Consider the following 17,903-nt stretch of genomic DNA (forward strand, 5'->3'; position numbering starts at 1 on the left):
CAATCCCATTCGGGCCGGATAGAAACGATATGGTTGTTGAACATTTTTTCCCTTGGAATGCGTACATCGCTGCCGCTGCGGCGGGGCGCGCGCGGCAGCCGTTTCGGAGTGGGTCGTCGCCTGCCGGGCGCGCGTGCTATCCGGCGGCGGGCACCGCGGCCCGCAGCCGCGCCCGCAGCGCTTGCGTCTCGGCAAGATCGACACGCGGCGCGTCCATCTCGACGATCACGACGCCGTAGTCCTCGAATGCACTGTTGGGCGAAACGTATTCGTCGAGCACGTCGCGCAGGACCAGCTCCGGGTCGCGCTCGAGCGGATCGCCCCAGCCGCCGCCGCCTTGCTTGCGCGCGAACACGATCTCGCCGGGCTGCTGGAAATAGCTCTCCCGCGCGATGTACACCGGCTCTTCGTTGGGCCCCGTGTAGTCGAGCACGACGAGATTGCCGACACTGTCGCCGCCGCCCGCGAAGCCTTTGAGCGGATAGCGCGAATGCTGGACCTGGAAGTGATTGCCGACCGCATCCGTGGTGGCGCGCCGCTGCATCAGGTGCGCCGGAGAGCCGCGCCAGCGGCCGGGCGCGGCGGTGTCGATGCCGTACTCGTTCTGCAAATAGAGAAAAGGGAACAGCACCTCCATCAGCTCGAACGACGGAATCCGCAGCGATCCGTGAGGCGCCGCATAGCCGCCCCATCCGTCGGCGCCATACGCGCCGCCGCTCGACACGGGCGCGGCCGAATAGTCGAAGCTGATGTAAAGCTCGCTGTCGTAGCGCTTGTTGAGGCCGAAGATCACATCGATGGTCAGGTCGATGAACGCCGAGCCGGTGCGCTCCGGCACGACCTTCTCCAGCGCTTTCATCGTCGCCTGGCCGATGTCGTTGCCGATGCACAGCGTCGAGTTGCCGACCGGCGCCGGCGAATACGGATTCACCACGGTGCCTTTCGGCAGATGGACCTTGATCGGCCGGAAGAATCCCGAGTTCACGGGAATCCCCGCCATCGCTACCGAGAATTCGGTATAGACCCACGACAGGCTGTTGCCGGGCGCGCTATTGATGAAGCCCTGCGTCTGTTCGTGCGTACCCGTCAGATCGACCGAGCAGGTGTCGCCTTCCACGGTGATCGCCACGTCGACGTTGATGTCCTCGCCGCCGCCGAAGTCATGATCGAGAATGCTCTGGCCGCGATACACGCCGTCGGGCCATGCCGCGATCACGGAACGTACCTGCTTCTCGCTGTAGTCGAGCAGGTAGCCGATCGTATCGATGATCGTTTCGAGACCGTATTTTTCGATGAGCCGCAGGATCCGGTCTTCGCCGACCTTGCACGAACCGATCATCGCGTTCAGATCGCCCATCATCGCGTCGGGCAAGCGATTGTTCGCGCGCAGCAGATCGACGACGTCACGCCGCATCTCGCCCTTCTCGCAGATCTTCATCGGCGCGAGGCGGAAACCTTCCTGCCAGATCTCGCTGGCCTTCGAGTTGTAGCCGCCCGGCACCGGTCCGCCGATCTCCATGAAGTGCGCGCGCACCGCCGGAAAGAAGACCGGCTTGTTGTTGTAGAAGATCGGCTTCATCACCGTCCAGTCGGGAAGATGACTCCCCCCGAAATACGGATCGGTCGCGATGATCATGTCGCCTTCGTTCAGGTTGTACTTGAACTCGCGCAGCATCGCCTCGACCGAGGTCAGCGAAGCGTAGATGTGGACCGGTTGCGAATTGGCGCGCGCGAGCAGATCGACCTGCGTGCCGCGTGCATAGAAAATGCCGGTCGAATAGTCGTGCGCTTCGGAGAAGGCCGGCGAGACCGATGTGTTTTCCATCGTCTTGCTGATCTCTTCGGAGACCGTCTCCAGATATTGCCGGACGATCTCGGCGGTGATCCTGTCAACCATGTTCGCGCTCCCGGGTTTCAGTGAGTGCTGCGTGTACGCCGCGGATGAGCTCGGTGGCGGAATGATCGAGCGTCAGCGATTCGGGGTCGATCGCCACGCCATAGCGCTGGTGCGCGGCCTCGACGCTCACGAGCCCGTCGACGACATCGGTCAGCACCTGCTCGGGCGCTCGCGCATACGGGTCGCCCCAGCCGCTCCCGCCGCCCATGACGACCGTGATCGTCGCCTCGTCCCGCAACGGCCAGCCGGTGAGGACATCGAGGACGTCCAGCTCCTTTTCGCCGATGCTGCGAATCTCGATTGCATTGCCGCTTCCCGCCTGCCCGCCATGCGGCGCGAGCCCGCTCCCCGAACGCGGAACGACGACGGCGGTCAGCCGCAGTTCACCGGCCGGCGGACGCGGAAGCGAGATGACCGCGCGCGTTCCCGGACTTCCCCGCTGCGTGCCGGGACCGCCGGAATCGGTCGCGTATTCGAATTGCTCGACGCGTCCGCCTCGCCCGGCTTCGTACAGTTCGACCGAAGGCAGCGGCACCCGCGCCGCGATACCGGGCAAGCCCCAGCCGTCGTGTTCGGCGGTGGCGTCGGTGTCGCCCAGCGCGAAGTTGGAGAAGTCGAACATTTCCGCCTGCTCGACGGTGCGGCCGTGACGGGCGAGATGATGGATGGAGAACAGCAGCATCGCGTTCGACGTGACGCGTCCGCCGCGTCCCGGCAGCGCGAGATCGATCGCGGCGCTCACGGCCTCCGCGATCTCGCAGCCGGCATGCTGCAAGCCCCATCCCGTCGGCGCCGGGTAGCGCGGATTCACGAGCGTTCCCTCCGGCGCGATCACGTTCACGCATCGCATCGATCCGGCATTGCACGGCACTTCGCCGCCAAAGGCCACGATGAGCGGCAGGACGGCAAACGTCGAACTCACGGACCGGCTCGCGTTGACGAAACCCGGCGACTGCGCGTCGGTGCCGGAGAAGTCGATCGTCACCGTGCCGTCGATTGCGCTCAGCGCCACCCGCACGGTTGCGTCGCGGTTGCCGTGGGCGTCGTGTGCCAGCACGCCCCGGCCTTCATGACGGCCGGGCGGAAGCTGTTCGATCAGCGCGCGCATGCGCCGCTCCGAATAGTCCAGCACCCAATCGACCGCCGCGAGCAACGGCTCGCGGCCATAGCTGTCGAGCAGGCCGCCGAGGCGCGCCCGGCCGATCTCGGCTGCCGCCATCATCGCTTCGATGTCCAGTCCGAACGCCACCGGATTGCGGCTGTTGAGCGACAGGGTTTGCAGCAGGTCGCGGCGCAGCTTGCCTTCCCGCACGAGCCGCACCGGCGTGCAGCGCGCGGCTTCCGCCCATAGCTCGGTCGCGCCCGGGTCGAGATTGCCGCGCACGTTGCCCGCGAAATCCTCCGTGTGACCGCACACCGCGACGTACAGCGTGATGGAATCGCCGTATGCGACGGGCGCAACCAGCGTGAAGGTTTGCAGTCCCGCGCCGCCGCCGTAGGGATCGTTCGTCAGCAGCATGTCTTCGGCGGACAGGTCGTACTGGAAATAGTCGATCACGGTGGCGGCCGTCATCGCCATCGGATACATGTAGAGCGGATTGCTGACCGCGATCAGTTGCCCTTCTTCGGTGAACAACGCGGTCGCGCACCGGCGCGATACGCCGATGGTCGGCGAGTACGCCGTGTTGGCCAGCGTCGCTTCCATCTCGGCGACGACAGCCTCGAACTTGCTGCGCAAGATCGCGGCGGAAACAACGTCCTGTCTGGGTGGCATCGTCATGGCTTCCCCTTAGTCCAGGCTTTCGATGACGTAGGTCTGGTAGTGGTCGAGCACCGCTTCCTGGCCGGGATAGATGACGATCGTCGTCGCGGGTTCCTCGATGATCGACGGTCCCGCGATGATGTTGCCGGGTGTCACTTTCGTGCCGTCGTACACCGGCACGTCCAGATAGCCGAGACCTTCGAAGCTCGCCGAGCGCGTGCCCTTGCGCGCCTGATCGGGCTTCTCCGAACCGAACGGCTGGCTGCGGTACTTCATCGTGTCGCGCGTGCCGATGAGGTCGGAGCGCACACTCAGAATTTCGACCGGCTGTTCCGGCCGCTTGAACGAGTACAGCTTCGCGTGCAGATCGTGGAAGTCCTGCAACGTCTTCTTGAGCGTGAGATCCGACACGCGCTTCGTGCGCGAGCGGATCGGCACGGTCACTTCGTGCGTCTGGCCGACATAGCGCATGTCGATCGAGCGTTGTGCAACGACTTCGATCACACCGTGCGCCGAAGCGAGAAGCGCTTCCGGTTCACGCTCGATATCCTCGAAGATGCCGTTGAGCACATCGAGATCCACCTGGCCGATACGCGAGATGTAACTCTTGACCTTCGAAATCTTGAAGTCCGATATAAGGCAGCCGAGCGCGCAGAACACCCCGGCGTTCTTCGGCACGAGCACCGTCTTGATGCCGAGATCCTTCGCCTGCACGCCCATGTGGATCGGCCCGGCGCCGCCGAAGGCCATCAGCGCGAAGTCACGCGGATCGCGTCCGCGCGACACCGACACGTAGCGCACCGCATTGGTCATCGCACCGTTGGAGATGCGGAAGATGCCGCTCGCCGCCTCTTCCACCGAGATGCCCAGCGGCTCGGCGATGCGTGTGCGGACAGCTTCGCGTGCCGCCTCGATATCGAGCGCGATCTTTCCGCCGCCGATGGCACCCGGATTCAGGTAGCCGAGAATCAGATTGGCATCGGTGACGGTCGGCTCCTTGCCGCCGCGCCCATAGCAGGCAGGGCCGGGGTTGGAACTCGCGCTGCGCGGGCCCACGCGCAAGGCGCCGCCCTCGTCGATCCAGGCGATCGAACCGCCGCCCGTGCCGATCGAGTGGATGTCGATCATCGGCGCGGCAACGCGATAGCGATTGACCCACGAATCGACACCGACGTCCGGCGCACCGTCGTTGATGAGGCAGACGTCGTAGCTCGTGCCGCCCATGTCGACCGCGATGATGTCCTTGAACCCCGACCACTCGCCCACCGCGATCGCCGCCGTCACGCCGCCGGAAGGTCCCGACTGGATCAGTTCGACGCCGCGTTCCGTGCAGTAGGCGAGATCCATCACGCCGCCGTTCGAGAGCTTGATGAACAGCTTGCCGCCGAAGCCGCTCTCGACGAGGCGCGCTTCCAGTCTGCGCAGATAGTTGCTGAGTTTCGGGCTCAGATAGGCGTTGAGCAGCGTGGTGCTGAAGCGCTCGAACTCGCGCACTTGCGGCAGCACTTCGGACGAGATGGAAATGTGCGCGTCCGGCAACTCTTCGCGAACGATCTCGCGCGCGCGAATTTCATGGACGGCATTCTGGAACGAAAACAGAAAGCAGATCGCCACCGATTCGACGCCGAGCTTTTTGAGTTCGCGCGCCGCCTCGCGCACTTCAGCTTCGTCGAGATGGAAAACGATCTTGCCTTCGCTATCGATCCGCTCGGTCACGCCCTTGCGCTTCTGCCGCGGCACGATCGGAAAAGGCGCTGGCAGACGGATGTCGAAATGATCTTCCTTGAAGCCGGTGCGCAGTTCGATGATGTCGCGAAAGCCCTTCGTCGTGATCATCCCGGTGTTGGCCCCCGCATACTCCAGGATGGCGTTGGTGACGACCGTTGTTCCGAGAACGAAGGAACTCGTCTCGCGGAACAGCGTCTGCACGTCGGTGCGAAAATGCTCGGCCATCATGGCCACTGCATTGAGAATGCCGGTTGCCTCATCGGAAGGTGTGGTCAGCGTCTTGCCGCTGAACGTTTCACCTCCATTTCGGACAACGAAATCTGTAAATGTCCCGCCGACGTCGATGCCAATTTCGTAACCCACGAACGCTCTCCCTTATCAACATGCGCGGGCTGTCTCTAATGCCCGCGCTCATGCCGGATTTCGTCCTCGGAACGTGTCGCGTTCATCGGACGACCGCACAGTTCGACAGCGCCGCACGACGTCCCGATGTGAATCAGGAACGATCGAGCCGATCTGCCACCTTGCAAAGCCACATGCAAATGATTTCGATGCGCCGGAAAAAGCTCATGGGCGCGGGTTTTCTCGCGAGCCATCGTGACGCCGTCGCCATACCGAACGCGACCGGCAGTCTCGATGTCGTTCCTACGTCAATCACTTTATAGGTAACACTACATATAAAGTATAGGTAGTTTAACCAGCAAATCAAGATAGATCGGCTGTTTGTCCGCGTTCCCAAAGGCTAGGACATACCCTGACTTTTCTAATCAATAGGTACGTCGACCGATTAAGGTGCATATTCGGATCGAAATGGGGAATGCGACAGGACGCGCGTAGATCGGCGTATCGGCAAAAAGGAGTCGATAGCGCCGCATGGCGGGCGATCATTGTGACGAGCGGCTGTAAGGAGGGAGGCCCAGGCGCGCGGGCTTTGGTTCGACTATGCGATGAAGACGCCTTTGTGACGACGGGGCGACGGCGGGTCGCCGACATACGACATGCAGGTCAGGTCGAGGCGTTGCTCAGCGCTCTCCAGACGCCCTTTGTCGCGCGTCGCAGCGCGTCACGCTCGGGCACGCCCGGTCCGCTGCGTCGGCAGAATACGATGAGTCCCTGCACATGGGCCATGATCAGCGTGCCGCGCATGGTGCATTCCTCGGCTGACAGGTTCGGATTGATTGCCGCGATGAGGTCGATCCAGATCTGGCAGAGTTGCTTGTTCCCCTCCACGACGAGTTCGCTTACGCCTTTGTCGCGCTCCGCCAGCGTCCAGATGTCGAGGCAGAAGGCTGCCACGCTGGACTTCGGCTGGGCCGCATCGACCAGAACGTCGTCGAAAAAATCGTCGATCATTGCATCGAGACGCGCTTCGGGCGTGCGAAGCTTGTTCCTGCTCAGCTTCGAATAGCGCTCGATATAGCGGCTGTACGATTCGCGGATCGTCGCATGTAGCAGTTGGTCCCGCGTGCCGAAGTAGTGCTGGAGGGTGCTCAGCCGTAACCCGACGGCCTGGGCGACGCGGTTCGCGCTGTAGCCCGCGTAGCCTTCGGATGCGAAAATTTCAATTGACGCTTCGAGGATTTCAGGAATGCGGCTCGCCTTGTTGCCGCGCAATCTCACTTTCTTCGCGGCGGGCTTGTCCCGTTCTTTACCTAGAATGTCCGCCGAAGTGATTTTGATCGCCATCGTTTTCATCAGGAAGTTCCAGTATCGAAATTTCTCGTCTTCGCGGTATCGGTGGGAATTTGCGCTTATCGCGCGGCGTCCGTTCACTTTTCCCGGACAGTTGCATGCGATGCAACTATGCCACGTCTTGGATATTAGCATGTCAGAGCGGGGAAATAGGTTCTATTACCTATTATCAGACGAGCCGACGCGGCGCAGCGTGCGTGCCGCTGGTGCTGGTTAACTCCGGAAAGCAAGCTCAGAGGACCGTCACGCGGCGGTCCGGAGCATCGTCGAGATTCGTGCGGGTCGTTGCGCCTCGCGCGATCTCAAGCCGATTGCCACCGCGCGATTTTGCGCTATAGAGCGCGCGATCCGCGGCCGCGAGAACCTTTGCCAGCGTGTCTTCTTCGGTCCCGAAGCGCGCCATGCCGATGCTCACCGTCGCCGCGATCTCCACACCGCCCGCCGTGCGCGTGACCGTCTGTGCGAATCGGCGCACAACGGCTTCGGCCAGGTCTTTCGCGCGGGCGCTTTCGTGCCCCGGCAACAGCGCGGCAAACTCTTCACCACCGATGCGCGCCAGGATCACATCGCGTCCGAGCACGCTGCTGAGAATCCTGGCGAACGACTTCAGCACTTCATCGCCGGCTTCGTGACCGAAGCGGTCATTGATCGCCTTGAAGTGGTCGAGGTCGAGTGCGAGACAGGACGCCGGCGGAAAGGCGTTGCTTTCGCGGATGGCGCGTGCGCCTTCTTCGAAGAACCATCGGCGGTTGCCCAAACCAGTGAGGTAATCGGTCTGCGATTCGCGTCGCAGATCGGCGTGGGCTTCGTCGCGCGCGAGGCGCAAAAGCGTCATCGGCAGGATGACCGAATAGAGCACCCCTTCGTACATCGTCGCCTGGCCGACGATCGCCAGCAAGTGCGGTCCGAACGATGCCGCCAGCCACGGCAGAATGGTCGCCCTGAACGCGTAGAAGAGCGCGTGACCGCCCGTTACGGCCACGGCGATGTTGCGCGACTGCCTCCATTTCGAATCCCGTGTGCCGAGGAGTTCGCGCGCGGTTAGCCCGCACACCACGGAGATGGGGATGGCGCTGAGATACGCCCACATCACCGCTTCGCCGCGCTCGCCCGCGATGGCCCAGGCGAGCGCGAGCATCGACAAAATGGTGACTGAGATCCGGCCGTAGCGGCGTCCGTTCAGAAGCGCGACGCCTTGCAGGTTCAGCAGATACCCGCCGACGATGATGAGATTCGCCAGCGCGGAGCCCACGACGCCCGAAAGGCCCGGAACGTTATGCCGAATCGCGGCGGTGGCGCAGCCGAACGCGAGCGTAGCGTAGCCTGCTGCGAGCACGCCAAGTTCGCGCCTGCGCCGTGGATACGACCGGCGTTCCCAGAGCGTCAAGGCGCTGCTGGCGAGTAGCGTTCCGATTGCTAAAAGGTAAAGGGTGATGAGGTCGACACGCATGCGCTCGTTAAGCTTTCTCCCAGCCAAAGACGATCTAACATGACTCGTTTACGGCGGGAAAATCAGAAAATTGAGGCGAGCAGGTCTGATTGCATTGTCTTTTTTCGATTCATTTAGCCATGACCGTCGGAGCAGTCGCTTTGCACAAGGTCGACCTCTGCCGACGTCCGAAGAGGATCCCTTGGACGTCAGCGAATCGATCATCGGAGCCGTGCGGCGTGCATTGCGATGCGTGCATGATCACCCGCTCGATGTCGCGATGGTTTGCTTCGGCAAGGTATCGCCGGATCGCGAAGGCTTGGCGGTCGGGATCAACGCAGATGTCCAGCACGCAGTATCTGCCGTTCTGAAGGTCCAACGGACACGGACCTGCATATCGACGCATGTAGTCCAACGCCGATCTTTCGAAAGGCCTATTTCAAGTTGGCGAATCTGACTGTAGTCGCATAGAGTGAGTGAAGCACATCGCGCCTTTTCGTATCGATGATTCGCACGGCCGCATGCGTGCGGACATCGAGGTCTGTGTAGAAAGCGTTCCAGGAGAACCGCGTCTCCCGGACTTGGCTGGAGCAGGCAAATGAACAAGATGCTTATAACCGGTGCCACGACGATCATCACACTCGCCGGCGCAGCGCATGCGCAAAGCAGTGTCACGCTTTACGGGCTCATCGACGCGGGTCTGACCTACACGAACAACCAGATCACCGGGACGGGAGGCGGACACAGCAACTGGGAGATGACAAGCGGTGCCGTTCAGTACAGCCGCTGGGGCTTGCGCGGGGCTGAAGACCTCGGCGCAGGGTTGAAAGCCATCTTCACCCTGGAGAGCGGCTTCAACCTGAACAACGGGCAGTTCTCGTCGAGCAATCGCATTTTCAATCGCCAGGCTTATGTTGGCTTGTCGAGCCGCGACTACGGCGCGCTCACGCTGGGCCGCCAGACCGACGGAATGGTCGATTTTGTCGCGCCGCTCTCATTGACCGGAACGGAGTTCGGCGGCACGCATTTCGCGCACCCGTTGGACAACGACAACCTGAACGATTCGTTTCAGATAAACAACTCCGTGAAGTATCTGAGCCCGTATTTCGCCGGCTTCAGATTCGGCGCGCTTTACGGCTTTTCCAATCAGGCTGGTGGCTTCACGAACAATCGCGCCTATAGCTTCGGAATGTCGTATGTATCGGGAGCGTGGAGCTTCGGGGCCGGTTACCTCCAACTCAATAGTTCCGCGCGCACGCCGGCACAGTTGAATGCGAATGGCGCAGTCACCGATACGACCGGCTCGTCCCTGCAAAGCGCGCTCACGCCGACCGCTGTGCCTTTAGGCGTGCTGGCCAGCAGTCAGAAGACTTTTGGCGCCGGCGTGAACTACACCTTCGGCCCGGCTGTGGCGGGCTTCGTCTATTCGCACAGCAAGTTCGCCCAGTTCTTCCAGAATTCGTTAAGTGGGACTTTCCAGAACTTCGAGGGCAACATTCGCTACGCGCTCACGCCGGCGGTCGAATTATCGGGTGCCTATACCTATACGCGCGCTGGCGGAAATGGCGGCGCCGGCGGAGTTCCCCATTGGAATCAGGTGAGTGCGATGGCCGACTACCGCTTCTCGCGGCGCACCGATGTGTACATTCAAGGTGTGTGGCAACGGGTGAGTCCAAGCGGCAATTCGCCACTGGGCGTGGCATGGATTAACGGCGTCACCGAGCCGTCTTCCACGAGCAATCAGATCGAGGCGACCGTCGGCTTGAGGCATCGCTTCTGATGCGTTAGGAACGGTTGAGTTGCCGGAAAGCGGGATGAAGGAGACCAACTGTGAAGTTCATGCGCTCCTTATCTTCGTCCCGATAGCAATTGGATTTGGAAGTCCTCGCTTCCAATCATCATCGCCTTATCTGCATCGCCTCGTCGCTCGCTATCCTGCCCCTTGCTAGGTGGATGGGGCATGCCATCGAGCAACTCGCCGAACTCACGTATAAGGCTATTGCTGTCGACTCTAGCTCTCGTCAGAGGCCGGACGTGTTGCGAATTCCTGGCCCTGAGGCTGAAGTAAATCTCTCGTCCGATACGTTGCCCGAGTCTCGAGCTGTTGAACAGCAGCGCGCCTTTTTGGAGCCAACGACCCTAGCGTTTCCAACATGTGAGCCGTCGCGTCCCGTCCTGCTTCCACGACGGTGCCGAAATCCGCAGTCTGAAGTGCAGCGGTGTCAGCGCCCGCAATTGGACGTTTCCGCATGGCCAGCCTCAGGATGAGAGTCTTGTGCTGATAAAAGAGTTCGAGTTGCCCCGCATCCGATGCACGAGGTGCCAAGTCGAAACTCTCTTCAAGCGCCCGGCGTGAGATATGAAAACGTTGAAGTCCGCGAATCACGCGAACCTGGAACACGACCCCGTCACTGTTGTGAGGGATTGCTGCCCAAACCAGCGCGCTGCCCATGCCATGCCTCCATTTGACTTCAAGCCTGATTCAAAACTCCTTGCCCTATGATGGCGCTCAAAAAATACGTTTCAAAATACGACTTCGTGGCTTTGACATTTTTACGACACGAGGCTTGTGAGCCTTGACCTGGACTACGGTTCAGGGTCGCCGTTTGCCGCGGCCACCAGCGGGTTTCCCAGCCGGCTTATGGGAACCCGCAGCTGGCTTGCCTGCGGGTTTGCTGCGTGGCTTTTGCACATTGAATGGATTACTGCTGGGCGAGATCGTGCTTTTCCCTGCGGCCACAGCGCCCTGAGCCGCAGGCTTGCGCTTGTTTTTGGCACTTTGCGGGTGCAGTTCTTTGCTGGGCACCTGCATGGAGCCCGGCGCAGCTTGCGGCACTTTGGGCTTCTTGGGCTTTTTGGGTTTCTTGATGAGCTGGCCTGTCGCGCTGGTTTGCGGCACGCGGTGATCGGCCTCAAAACCCGGCTCCTCTTGACGGGGTAACGTTTGCCGGATCAGCGCTTCAATCGCGGCCAGTTGCGGCGCTTCATCGGCACATACGAGAGACACTGCCACGCCGCTCGCGCCCGCGCGGCCAGTTCGGCCAATACGGTGCACATAGTCTTGCGCCACGATCGGCAGATCGACGTTGATCACTAGCGGCAGGTCGTCGATATCCAGCCCACGCGCAGCCACATCGGTGGCTACCAGCATATCCACTTCGCGTGTCTTGAAACGCTCCAGCGCACGCAAGCGCGCGGGTTGCGGTTTGTCGCCGTGGATGGTGTCGACCGCATAGCCCGCCTCATCCAGCATCGCGGCCAAGTAATCCACGCCGTTGCGGGTTTTGACGAACACCAACGCATGCTTCCATTTGTTCTCAGCCAAGAGGTGCATCAAGAGGTCGGGCTTGTTCCTTTTATCCACCGGCACCACCCATTGCTTGATCCTGCTAGCCGTAGCATTGGGCGGGCTAACACTGATATTGACAGGGCCGCGCAGAATGCTTTCCGCCATGGCGCGGATATCATCGGTAAACGTGGCGGAAAACAGCAGGGTCTGGCGCCGAGCGGGCAAAGCAGCAAAGACGGCGTTGAGTTCGCGCGCGAAGCCCAGATCCAGCATGCGGTCGGCTTCATCCAGCACGAGCGTTTGTACCTGATCAAACTGCACTGCATTCTGGCGATTGAGATCCAGCAAACGGCCCGGCGTCGCAACGAGCACGTCCACGCCTTTGCGCAACTTCATCATCTGCGGATTGATACTCACACCGCCGTAGGCGGCCAAAAAGCGTAAGTCGAGGCCTTTGCCGTACTCGATAAAGCTTTGCAGCACCTGTTCAGCCAGTTCACGCGTGGGCACCAAGACCAGAACCCGTGCGCGATTGCTGGACACCGCCGGGCCGAGCTGCGTCAGCCGTTGCAGCAGCGGCAGCGCAAAACCCGCCGTTTTGCCGGTGCCGGTTTGTGCCGCAGCCATGATGTCCTTGCCGCTGAGCACAGCAGGAATCGCCTTGGTCTGCACCGGCGTAGGTGTCTGGTAATTGAGGTCCTGCAAATTGCGCAGTAACGGATCGATCAGGCCGAGCGAAGCAAAAGACATGCGCGTATTCCGGACTAAAACCGCAATTTTAGCGGTTACCGGGCTGATTGCACCGCACGGAACGATGGTCGAAAGAATCGACGTTGGTTGCAGTTGAGAAATCTAGTGGTAGCCTCGGCGGGCTCGTGGCTGCTTTGTGGAGCGGCTCGCAACCGTCGGCTACCTGTCCGGCGAACTGAGCGATCCGCCCGGACCGTAGGGGTCCGGGTTGCCGAATCGAGGAAGCGAACCGTTCAACCGCGCCTTGCGAAGTTCGTCTTGCACGTCCTGCCGGGATTTTGGAGCCGGTGCCGCTGGCGAGGGCAGCGGAGCGTCGACCGGCCCCGGCAGGCTTTGGATTGCAGGCTGAGTCGTCTCATCCCACGATGCTGAGTTCGTCGTTTCGGGCTGCACAGCGAGGAATGCGTCATGGCTCGGGCTGTCCGCTTGATCGATCTGCGCTTCACGATGCTCGGAGGACAGAGTGTTGTCGTGTACGCTTTCCGCGCGCTCATTGCTCTGCTGCGCTTTATGCTTCCGCTCGGCAGGTCGCCCCGGCTGCTGCGTGATATTAGGTAGGGCTCGAGATGTCGTCGGCGGAAGCCTTCTTTTTCCGACGCTCGAAGTCTGCGCGGTCTCCTCTCGCGGACTCGAATCCAGTTCATCGCCAGCGTCTGGCCCACCCGCGCTCGACGCCGTTTCCAACTTGCTTGCGTCGATATCTTCCCGCTCTTCGGAATCGCCGATCGCCGGACCGGCACTCGCCCTGGGCGCCGACGAACCAACAGCGCCCGTCACTACCGATGCCTGTTGCCGCGATGACCAGGCTTGTTCATCCGGATGGCGCTCATGATGCTGTAGCAACGCGAACAAGCCGATGATCGATATCCCAATCACCGACAGGCCAAGTATGACGATACGGTCTGAAGTTCTAACCATCAGATTATTGCTCCCTGCTTGTACGCCCACGGCTTCGGACCAGCGGCCCATATCCGCGCACGCCCGAGGCCACTCTCATCTTGCATACGGAGCGGAGCGCCACAGAGATTCAAGTCGTTACAGATTCTTTCACTTGAGACGTACAGGATCAGAGGTTACCGCTGTCAGGGGGCTGAGGCCACACCCACTCTCGCGGCGCGCGGCGCCATCCGCACGCGCCGCGTCACCCGCCACAACCAGCCGCCCTATTGCTCGACGAGACATACGGACCCATCGTCTTCGATCTGCGGATGCGGATCGGCGCGAGGAATGCCGTTGAACAACAGGTTCAAGCCGACCGAGGTAAGACAGGCCAACAGTATGCTGCTATGCAGGAGCGGTTGAATCCAGGCCGGAAGTTGCTTGAACAGGGTTGGAGAAAAGGTCGGTAACAGCGAAATGGCCAGCGTTGCGGCGACGATATACACGTTGCGCCGGCTGCTTTCGAAATCTACCCTGGCCAAGGTCCGGACACCCGCCGCCGTGACGACGCCGAACATGAATAGCCCCGCCCCGCCCAGCGCCGGCAAGGGCACCGATGCCACAATCGTCGCGAGCTTCGGCAACAGTCCAAGGACACAGAGGATCACCCCAGCGGCCACCGCGACCCAGCGGCTTTTAACGCCCGTAACGACGACCAGCCCGATGTTCTGGCTGTAGATGGTGTAGGGAAAGCCGTTGAATACGCCGCCGATCACGCTTGCAAGCCCGTTCGCTCGCAGACCATCCGTCATGTTCGCGGCCGTCAGGTGCTTGCCGGTGACGTCGCCTGTCGCCAGAAAAAGACCCATCGATTCGATCATGATGATGACCATCACGATCACGATGGTCGCTATCGCGAGGGGGTCGAAGACAGGCCAGCCAAAATAAAAAGGCTTGACCATGTCGACCATCGGCGCTTGCTCCACACCGTGGAAATTGACCATCCCGAAGGGGATCGCGACCAGCATGCCTGCCGCCAGCGCGAGCAAGACCGATATATTCGACCAAAACCCCTTCAGCCAGCGATTGATCACGAGGATCATGGTGAACACGAACGCCGCCAGCGCAAGGTTATGCGGCGCACCAAAATCCGCCGCGCCTCTGCCACCGCCGACCCAACTCACGCCCACGGGAAACAGCGATAGCCCCACCACCATGACGATCGAACCGCCCACGATCGGCGGGAAATATCTCACGAGTTTGCCGAACACCGGCGAGATCAACATGGTCAGCAGCCCACCGGCTATCACCGCGCCGATCACCGCTGTCAGGCCGAGCCCCGGACTTGTGGCGATCACCAGAATGGGCGGGAGCGCGCTGAACGCGACGCCCTGCATGACAGGCATCCGCACGCCGAAGCGCCAGAATCCGCCCGACTGCAAAATCGTCGCAATGCCGCACGTGAATAGATCAGCGTTGATGAGTACAGCGATAGCTTCCTTCGGAAGCTTGAGCGCGCTGGCGATGATCATCGGCACTGCGATAGCCCCAACATACATCACCAGTACATGCTGGAAGCCAAGCATGAAGAGTAATCCCGGCTTCGGCACTTGATCGACAGGGGCCGGTTCGGGGCGTCGCAATTCAGATCGTGCATGCATACATTGTCTCCTGCATAACTGGGCATTGCGCCAGCGTTGTGAGTATGGTCAAGATCAGGTTTGGGCCATAACGAACGGCGTTGCGCGCAGTCGTTTGCCAGTTGCAGCGAAAATCGCATTGCCTATGGCTGGTACGACGGGGGGATTCGACAGTTCTCCAACACCTCCCGGCGGGCGTCCGGACGGTGGCAATATCTCAATCGCCAACTCGGGTGCTTCGTGTATGCGCAGCACGGGGTAGTCGTGAAAGTTGCTCTCACGCACCTGGCCGTTTTCGATGTGGATCGCATTCGTCAGTGCGGTCGACACGCCCCAGATAATCCCGCCCGCCAGTTGCTGATTTACCGAACTGGGATCGACTGCAAGTCCGCAGTCCACCACGCAAGTGATCTTATTGACCTTGACCGTGTCCTCCTTCACTTCTACGTCGGCAACGATCGCGATATAACTTTTATATCCTTCGTAGACGGCGACGCCCTGCCCGCGGCCCGTGCCGATATCGCGGAAGTTATTCGCTTTCCAACCGGCGAGGATAGCCGCCCGATCGAGTACAGCTTGCAAATTGGGCCGACTGGAAAGCGCTCTGCGACGATAGTCCACCGGATCCTGTCCGGCCGCGTACGCAGCTTCGTCGATAAGACTCTCGATCGCGAAGATGTTGGGTACATAGCTCACCGCGCGCCACCACCAGATCGGGAAACCGGGTTCGTGCCGTACCCATGCGAGGTCGAGCGAGGCGATGTCGTAGTAAAAGTCGTCGCGCATGCCTTCGGTGCAACTGGGATCTACCGGAACCTTTGCCAGAAAGCCTGGGTCATCCGGTTCCTTGATCGACGGCACCACCGCACGCAGACTGAAGCCCAGCAGATTGCCGGAAGCGTCGAGTGCGGCGCGTGCCTTGTGCACGCTGGCGGCGTGATAGTACAGGCCGCGCACATCGTCCTCGCGACTGTAGAGCAGCTTGATCGGGCGACCCATGCGCTTCGAGATAAAGGTGGCTTCCAGAATCTGATGCAGTCCCTCGCGCGCTCCGAAGCTGCCTCCAGCTTCGGTCAAGTGAATGCGGACCTTGTCACGTGGCACGCCGGCAATCGATTCCGCCGCTTGCTCGCACCGCGAAGGCACCTGAATGCCTCCCCAGTATTCGACTCCATCCGGCTTGACCCACGCCACCACGCTCAACGGCTCCATCTGAGCATGCGCCTTGTACGGCATGCTGTAGACCGCCTCCACGACGCGCGGCGCGTCCCTGAACGTCGTTTCAGCGGCGCCTTTCGTCTTCGACTTCATGCCTGGATCGTCGACGTGTTTCTTCATCTCTTCGAGGACGGTATCGGAATTGAAGCTCGCGAGGTCGCTCTCGCCCCACTCGACTTTCAATACCTTCCTTGCGCGCTGCGCAGCCCAGAAATGATCGGCAACGATGGTCACACCGGGCTGCGCCACGCCGTTTGCAACTGGCATCGCGGGCATGTTCTCGCGAAAGTGCGCGATAACATCCGGAATCTCGATGGCAAAGACATCGCGTACGCCAGGCAACGCCTTGACCGCGTCCGCGTTGAATGACTTCACGCTCGCGTTGACGACAGGCGGATGAATCACGATCGCGGTCAGCATGCCCGGCAGCTTGACGTCGATTGCGTATTGAGCGCGCCCTGTTACCTTGTCGGCAACCCGATAGCTGCGGCGCTCCTTTCCGATCAGGACGAACTGATCGGGGCGCTTGAGCGTCACCTGTGCCGGAACCGGTCCGCCTGCCGCGCCCGCCGCAAGTTCGCCATAGGATGCCTTGCGTCCGCTCGCGGGATGAAACACCACGCTAGCCGCAGCGTTGCAGGCATCCTGGTCGACCGACCAACGCCGGGCGGCTTCAGCGACGAGCATCGCCCGGGCAGTCGCGCCGGCGCGCCGCAGGGTACCCCATTCAAGCGACACGCTCGTACTGCCACCGGTCGCGTGCATTCCCCAGAGCGGATGAAGATAGGCCTTCGCCAGCGGATCGTCCGGTTGAATCACTCGCACCCGATCCCAGTCCGCGTCGAGTTCTTCCGCCAGCATCAAGCCGAGCGCGTTCTTGACGCCGGTGCCGCTATCGAACTTGTGGACGACGAGCAGCACTTGATTGTCCGGCGTGATTCGAACCCAGGCGTTCGGTGCGAAGTTGCCGGCTGTGCTGTCCGTTATCGAGGCTGCCCGCGCGCTGCGAATGCCGATCCCCGTCGCGTGGATCTCGAGCAGCAGGCCGCCCGCGAGTGCAGCGCCGGTCTGGAGAAAGCGTCGGCGACCCGCGGAAACGTCGGGTGCGCGCAGATTCGGTTGATCGCGCTTCATGCTGCCGACTCCTTGCGAAGGGCGTCGGCAGCGCGATGAATCGCGCGGCGAATCCGGACGTACGTCCCGCAGCGGCACAGGTTGCCCGCCATCGCCGCGTCGATCTCTTGATCGTTGGGATTGCGCGTATGTCGGAGCAACGCGGCAGCCGACATGATCTGACCGGACTGACAGTAGCCGCACTGTGGAACATCTTCTTCCTGCCACGCCTGCTGTAGTGCGTGCAGCGTCTGCGGCGCGCCCAGGCCTTCGATCGTGGTGACGCGCTGCGCGGCGACGGACGCCAACGGTGTCTGACAGGCCCGCACCGCCTTCCCGTTCAAATGGACCGTGCAGGCGCCGCACAGGCCCATTCCGCAGCCGTATTTAGTCCCGGTGAGATTCAGTTCATCGCGCAGCACCCATAACAGCGCCGTGTCGCCCGGCATGGCAACGGTGCGGCGCTCGCCATTCACTTCGAGCATGGTCATGTTGTCTCCTGGGTT

General features: G+C 61.5%; 11 protein-coding genes and 1 pseudogene. 1 reads left to right on the plus strand and 11 read right to left on the minus strand.

Annotated features, from left to right (window positions below; translation table 11 throughout):
- Nucleotides 1-136: 136 nt before the first annotated feature.
- From IAG25_RS02885 to IAG25_RS02905, 5 genes are all read right to left on the minus strand, one after another.
- Nucleotides 137-1,897: a hydantoinase B/oxoprolinase family protein gene (locus tag IAG25_RS02885; RefSeq protein WP_187603427.1), complete on the minus strand. Its 1,761-nt coding sequence runs from the start codon at nt 1,895-1,897 to the stop codon at nt 137-139.
- Nucleotides 1,890-3,677 (minus strand): hydantoinase B/oxoprolinase family protein, encoded by a 1,788-nt coding sequence (locus tag IAG25_RS02890; protein WP_187603428.1) that lies wholly within the window; start codon nt 3,675-3,677, stop codon nt 1,890-1,892. The genes IAG25_RS02885 and IAG25_RS02890 overlap by 8 nt, the downstream gene beginning before the upstream one ends.
- A gap of 9 nt (nt 3,678-3,686) precedes the next feature.
- Nucleotides 3,687-5,750 carry a hydantoinase/oxoprolinase family protein gene (locus tag IAG25_RS02895; protein ID WP_187603429.1) on the minus strand — a complete coding sequence of 688 codons (2,064 nt, stop codon included), beginning with the start codon at nt 5,748-5,750 and terminating at the stop codon, nt 3,687-3,689.
- A gap of 642 nt (nt 5,751-6,392) precedes the next feature.
- Nucleotides 6,393-7,082: a TetR/AcrR family transcriptional regulator gene (locus IAG25_RS02900; RefSeq protein ID WP_187603430.1), complete on the minus strand. Its 690-nt coding sequence runs from the start codon at nt 7,080-7,082 to the stop codon at nt 6,393-6,395.
- 229 nt (nt 7,083-7,311) lie between these two features.
- Nucleotides 7,312-8,529 (minus strand): GGDEF domain-containing protein, encoded by a 1,218-nt coding sequence (locus tag IAG25_RS02905; RefSeq protein WP_187603431.1) that lies wholly within the window; start codon nt 8,527-8,529, stop codon nt 7,312-7,314.
- 577 nt (nt 8,530-9,106) lie between these two features.
- On the opposite strand from IAG25_RS02905, the gene IAG25_RS02910 reads away from it, so the two are divergent.
- Nucleotides 9,107-10,288: a porin gene (locus IAG25_RS02910; protein ID WP_187603432.1), complete on the plus strand. Its 1,182-nt coding sequence runs from the start codon at nt 9,107-9,109 to the stop codon at nt 10,286-10,288.
- A gap of 381 nt (nt 10,289-10,669) precedes the next feature.
- On the opposite strand, the pseudogene IAG25_RS41375 reads toward IAG25_RS02910, so the two are convergent.
- From IAG25_RS41375 to IAG25_RS02940, 6 genes and pseudogenes are all read right to left on the minus strand, one after another.
- Nucleotides 10,670-10,960: pseudogene (locus tag IAG25_RS41375) on the minus strand (hypothetical protein); the annotation flags it as partial.
- Between the two features lie 141 nt (nt 10,961-11,101).
- Entirely contained in the window at nt 11,102-12,547 is a 1,446-nt protein-coding gene (locus IAG25_RS02920; RefSeq protein WP_187603433.1) for a DEAD/DEAH box helicase, read from the minus strand.
- A 159-nt stretch (nt 12,548-12,706) separates the two neighbouring features.
- Nucleotides 12,707-13,516 carry a hypothetical protein gene (locus tag IAG25_RS02925; protein WP_187603434.1) on the minus strand — a complete coding sequence of 270 codons (810 nt, stop codon included), beginning with the start codon at nt 13,514-13,516 and terminating at the stop codon, nt 12,707-12,709.
- Between the two features lie 194 nt (nt 13,517-13,710).
- The gene (locus IAG25_RS02930) at nt 13,711-15,087 is read right to left on the minus strand and encodes a nucleobase:cation symporter-2 family protein (protein WP_187603435.1); all 1,377 of its coding nucleotides are present in this window, start codon (nt 15,085-15,087) and stop codon (nt 13,711-13,713) included.
- Nucleotides 15,088-15,141: 54 nt separating this feature from the next.
- The gene (locus IAG25_RS02935) at nt 15,142-17,418 is read right to left on the minus strand and encodes a xanthine dehydrogenase family protein molybdopterin-binding subunit (protein WP_187603436.1); all 2,277 of its coding nucleotides are present in this window, start codon (nt 17,416-17,418) and stop codon (nt 15,142-15,144) included.
- Nucleotides 17,415-17,888 carry a (2Fe-2S)-binding protein gene (locus IAG25_RS02940; protein WP_187603437.1) on the minus strand — a complete coding sequence of 158 codons (474 nt, stop codon included), beginning with the start codon at nt 17,886-17,888 and terminating at the stop codon, nt 17,415-17,417. The genes IAG25_RS02935 and IAG25_RS02940 overlap by 4 nt, the downstream gene beginning before the upstream one ends.
- Nucleotides 17,889-17,903: the final 15 nt, after the last annotated feature.

The organism is Caballeronia sp. EK (genome assembly GCF_014384845.1).
In the GTDB taxonomy this organism is placed as follows: domain Bacteria; phylum Pseudomonadota; class Gammaproteobacteria; order Burkholderiales; family Burkholderiaceae; genus Caballeronia; species Caballeronia jiangsuensis.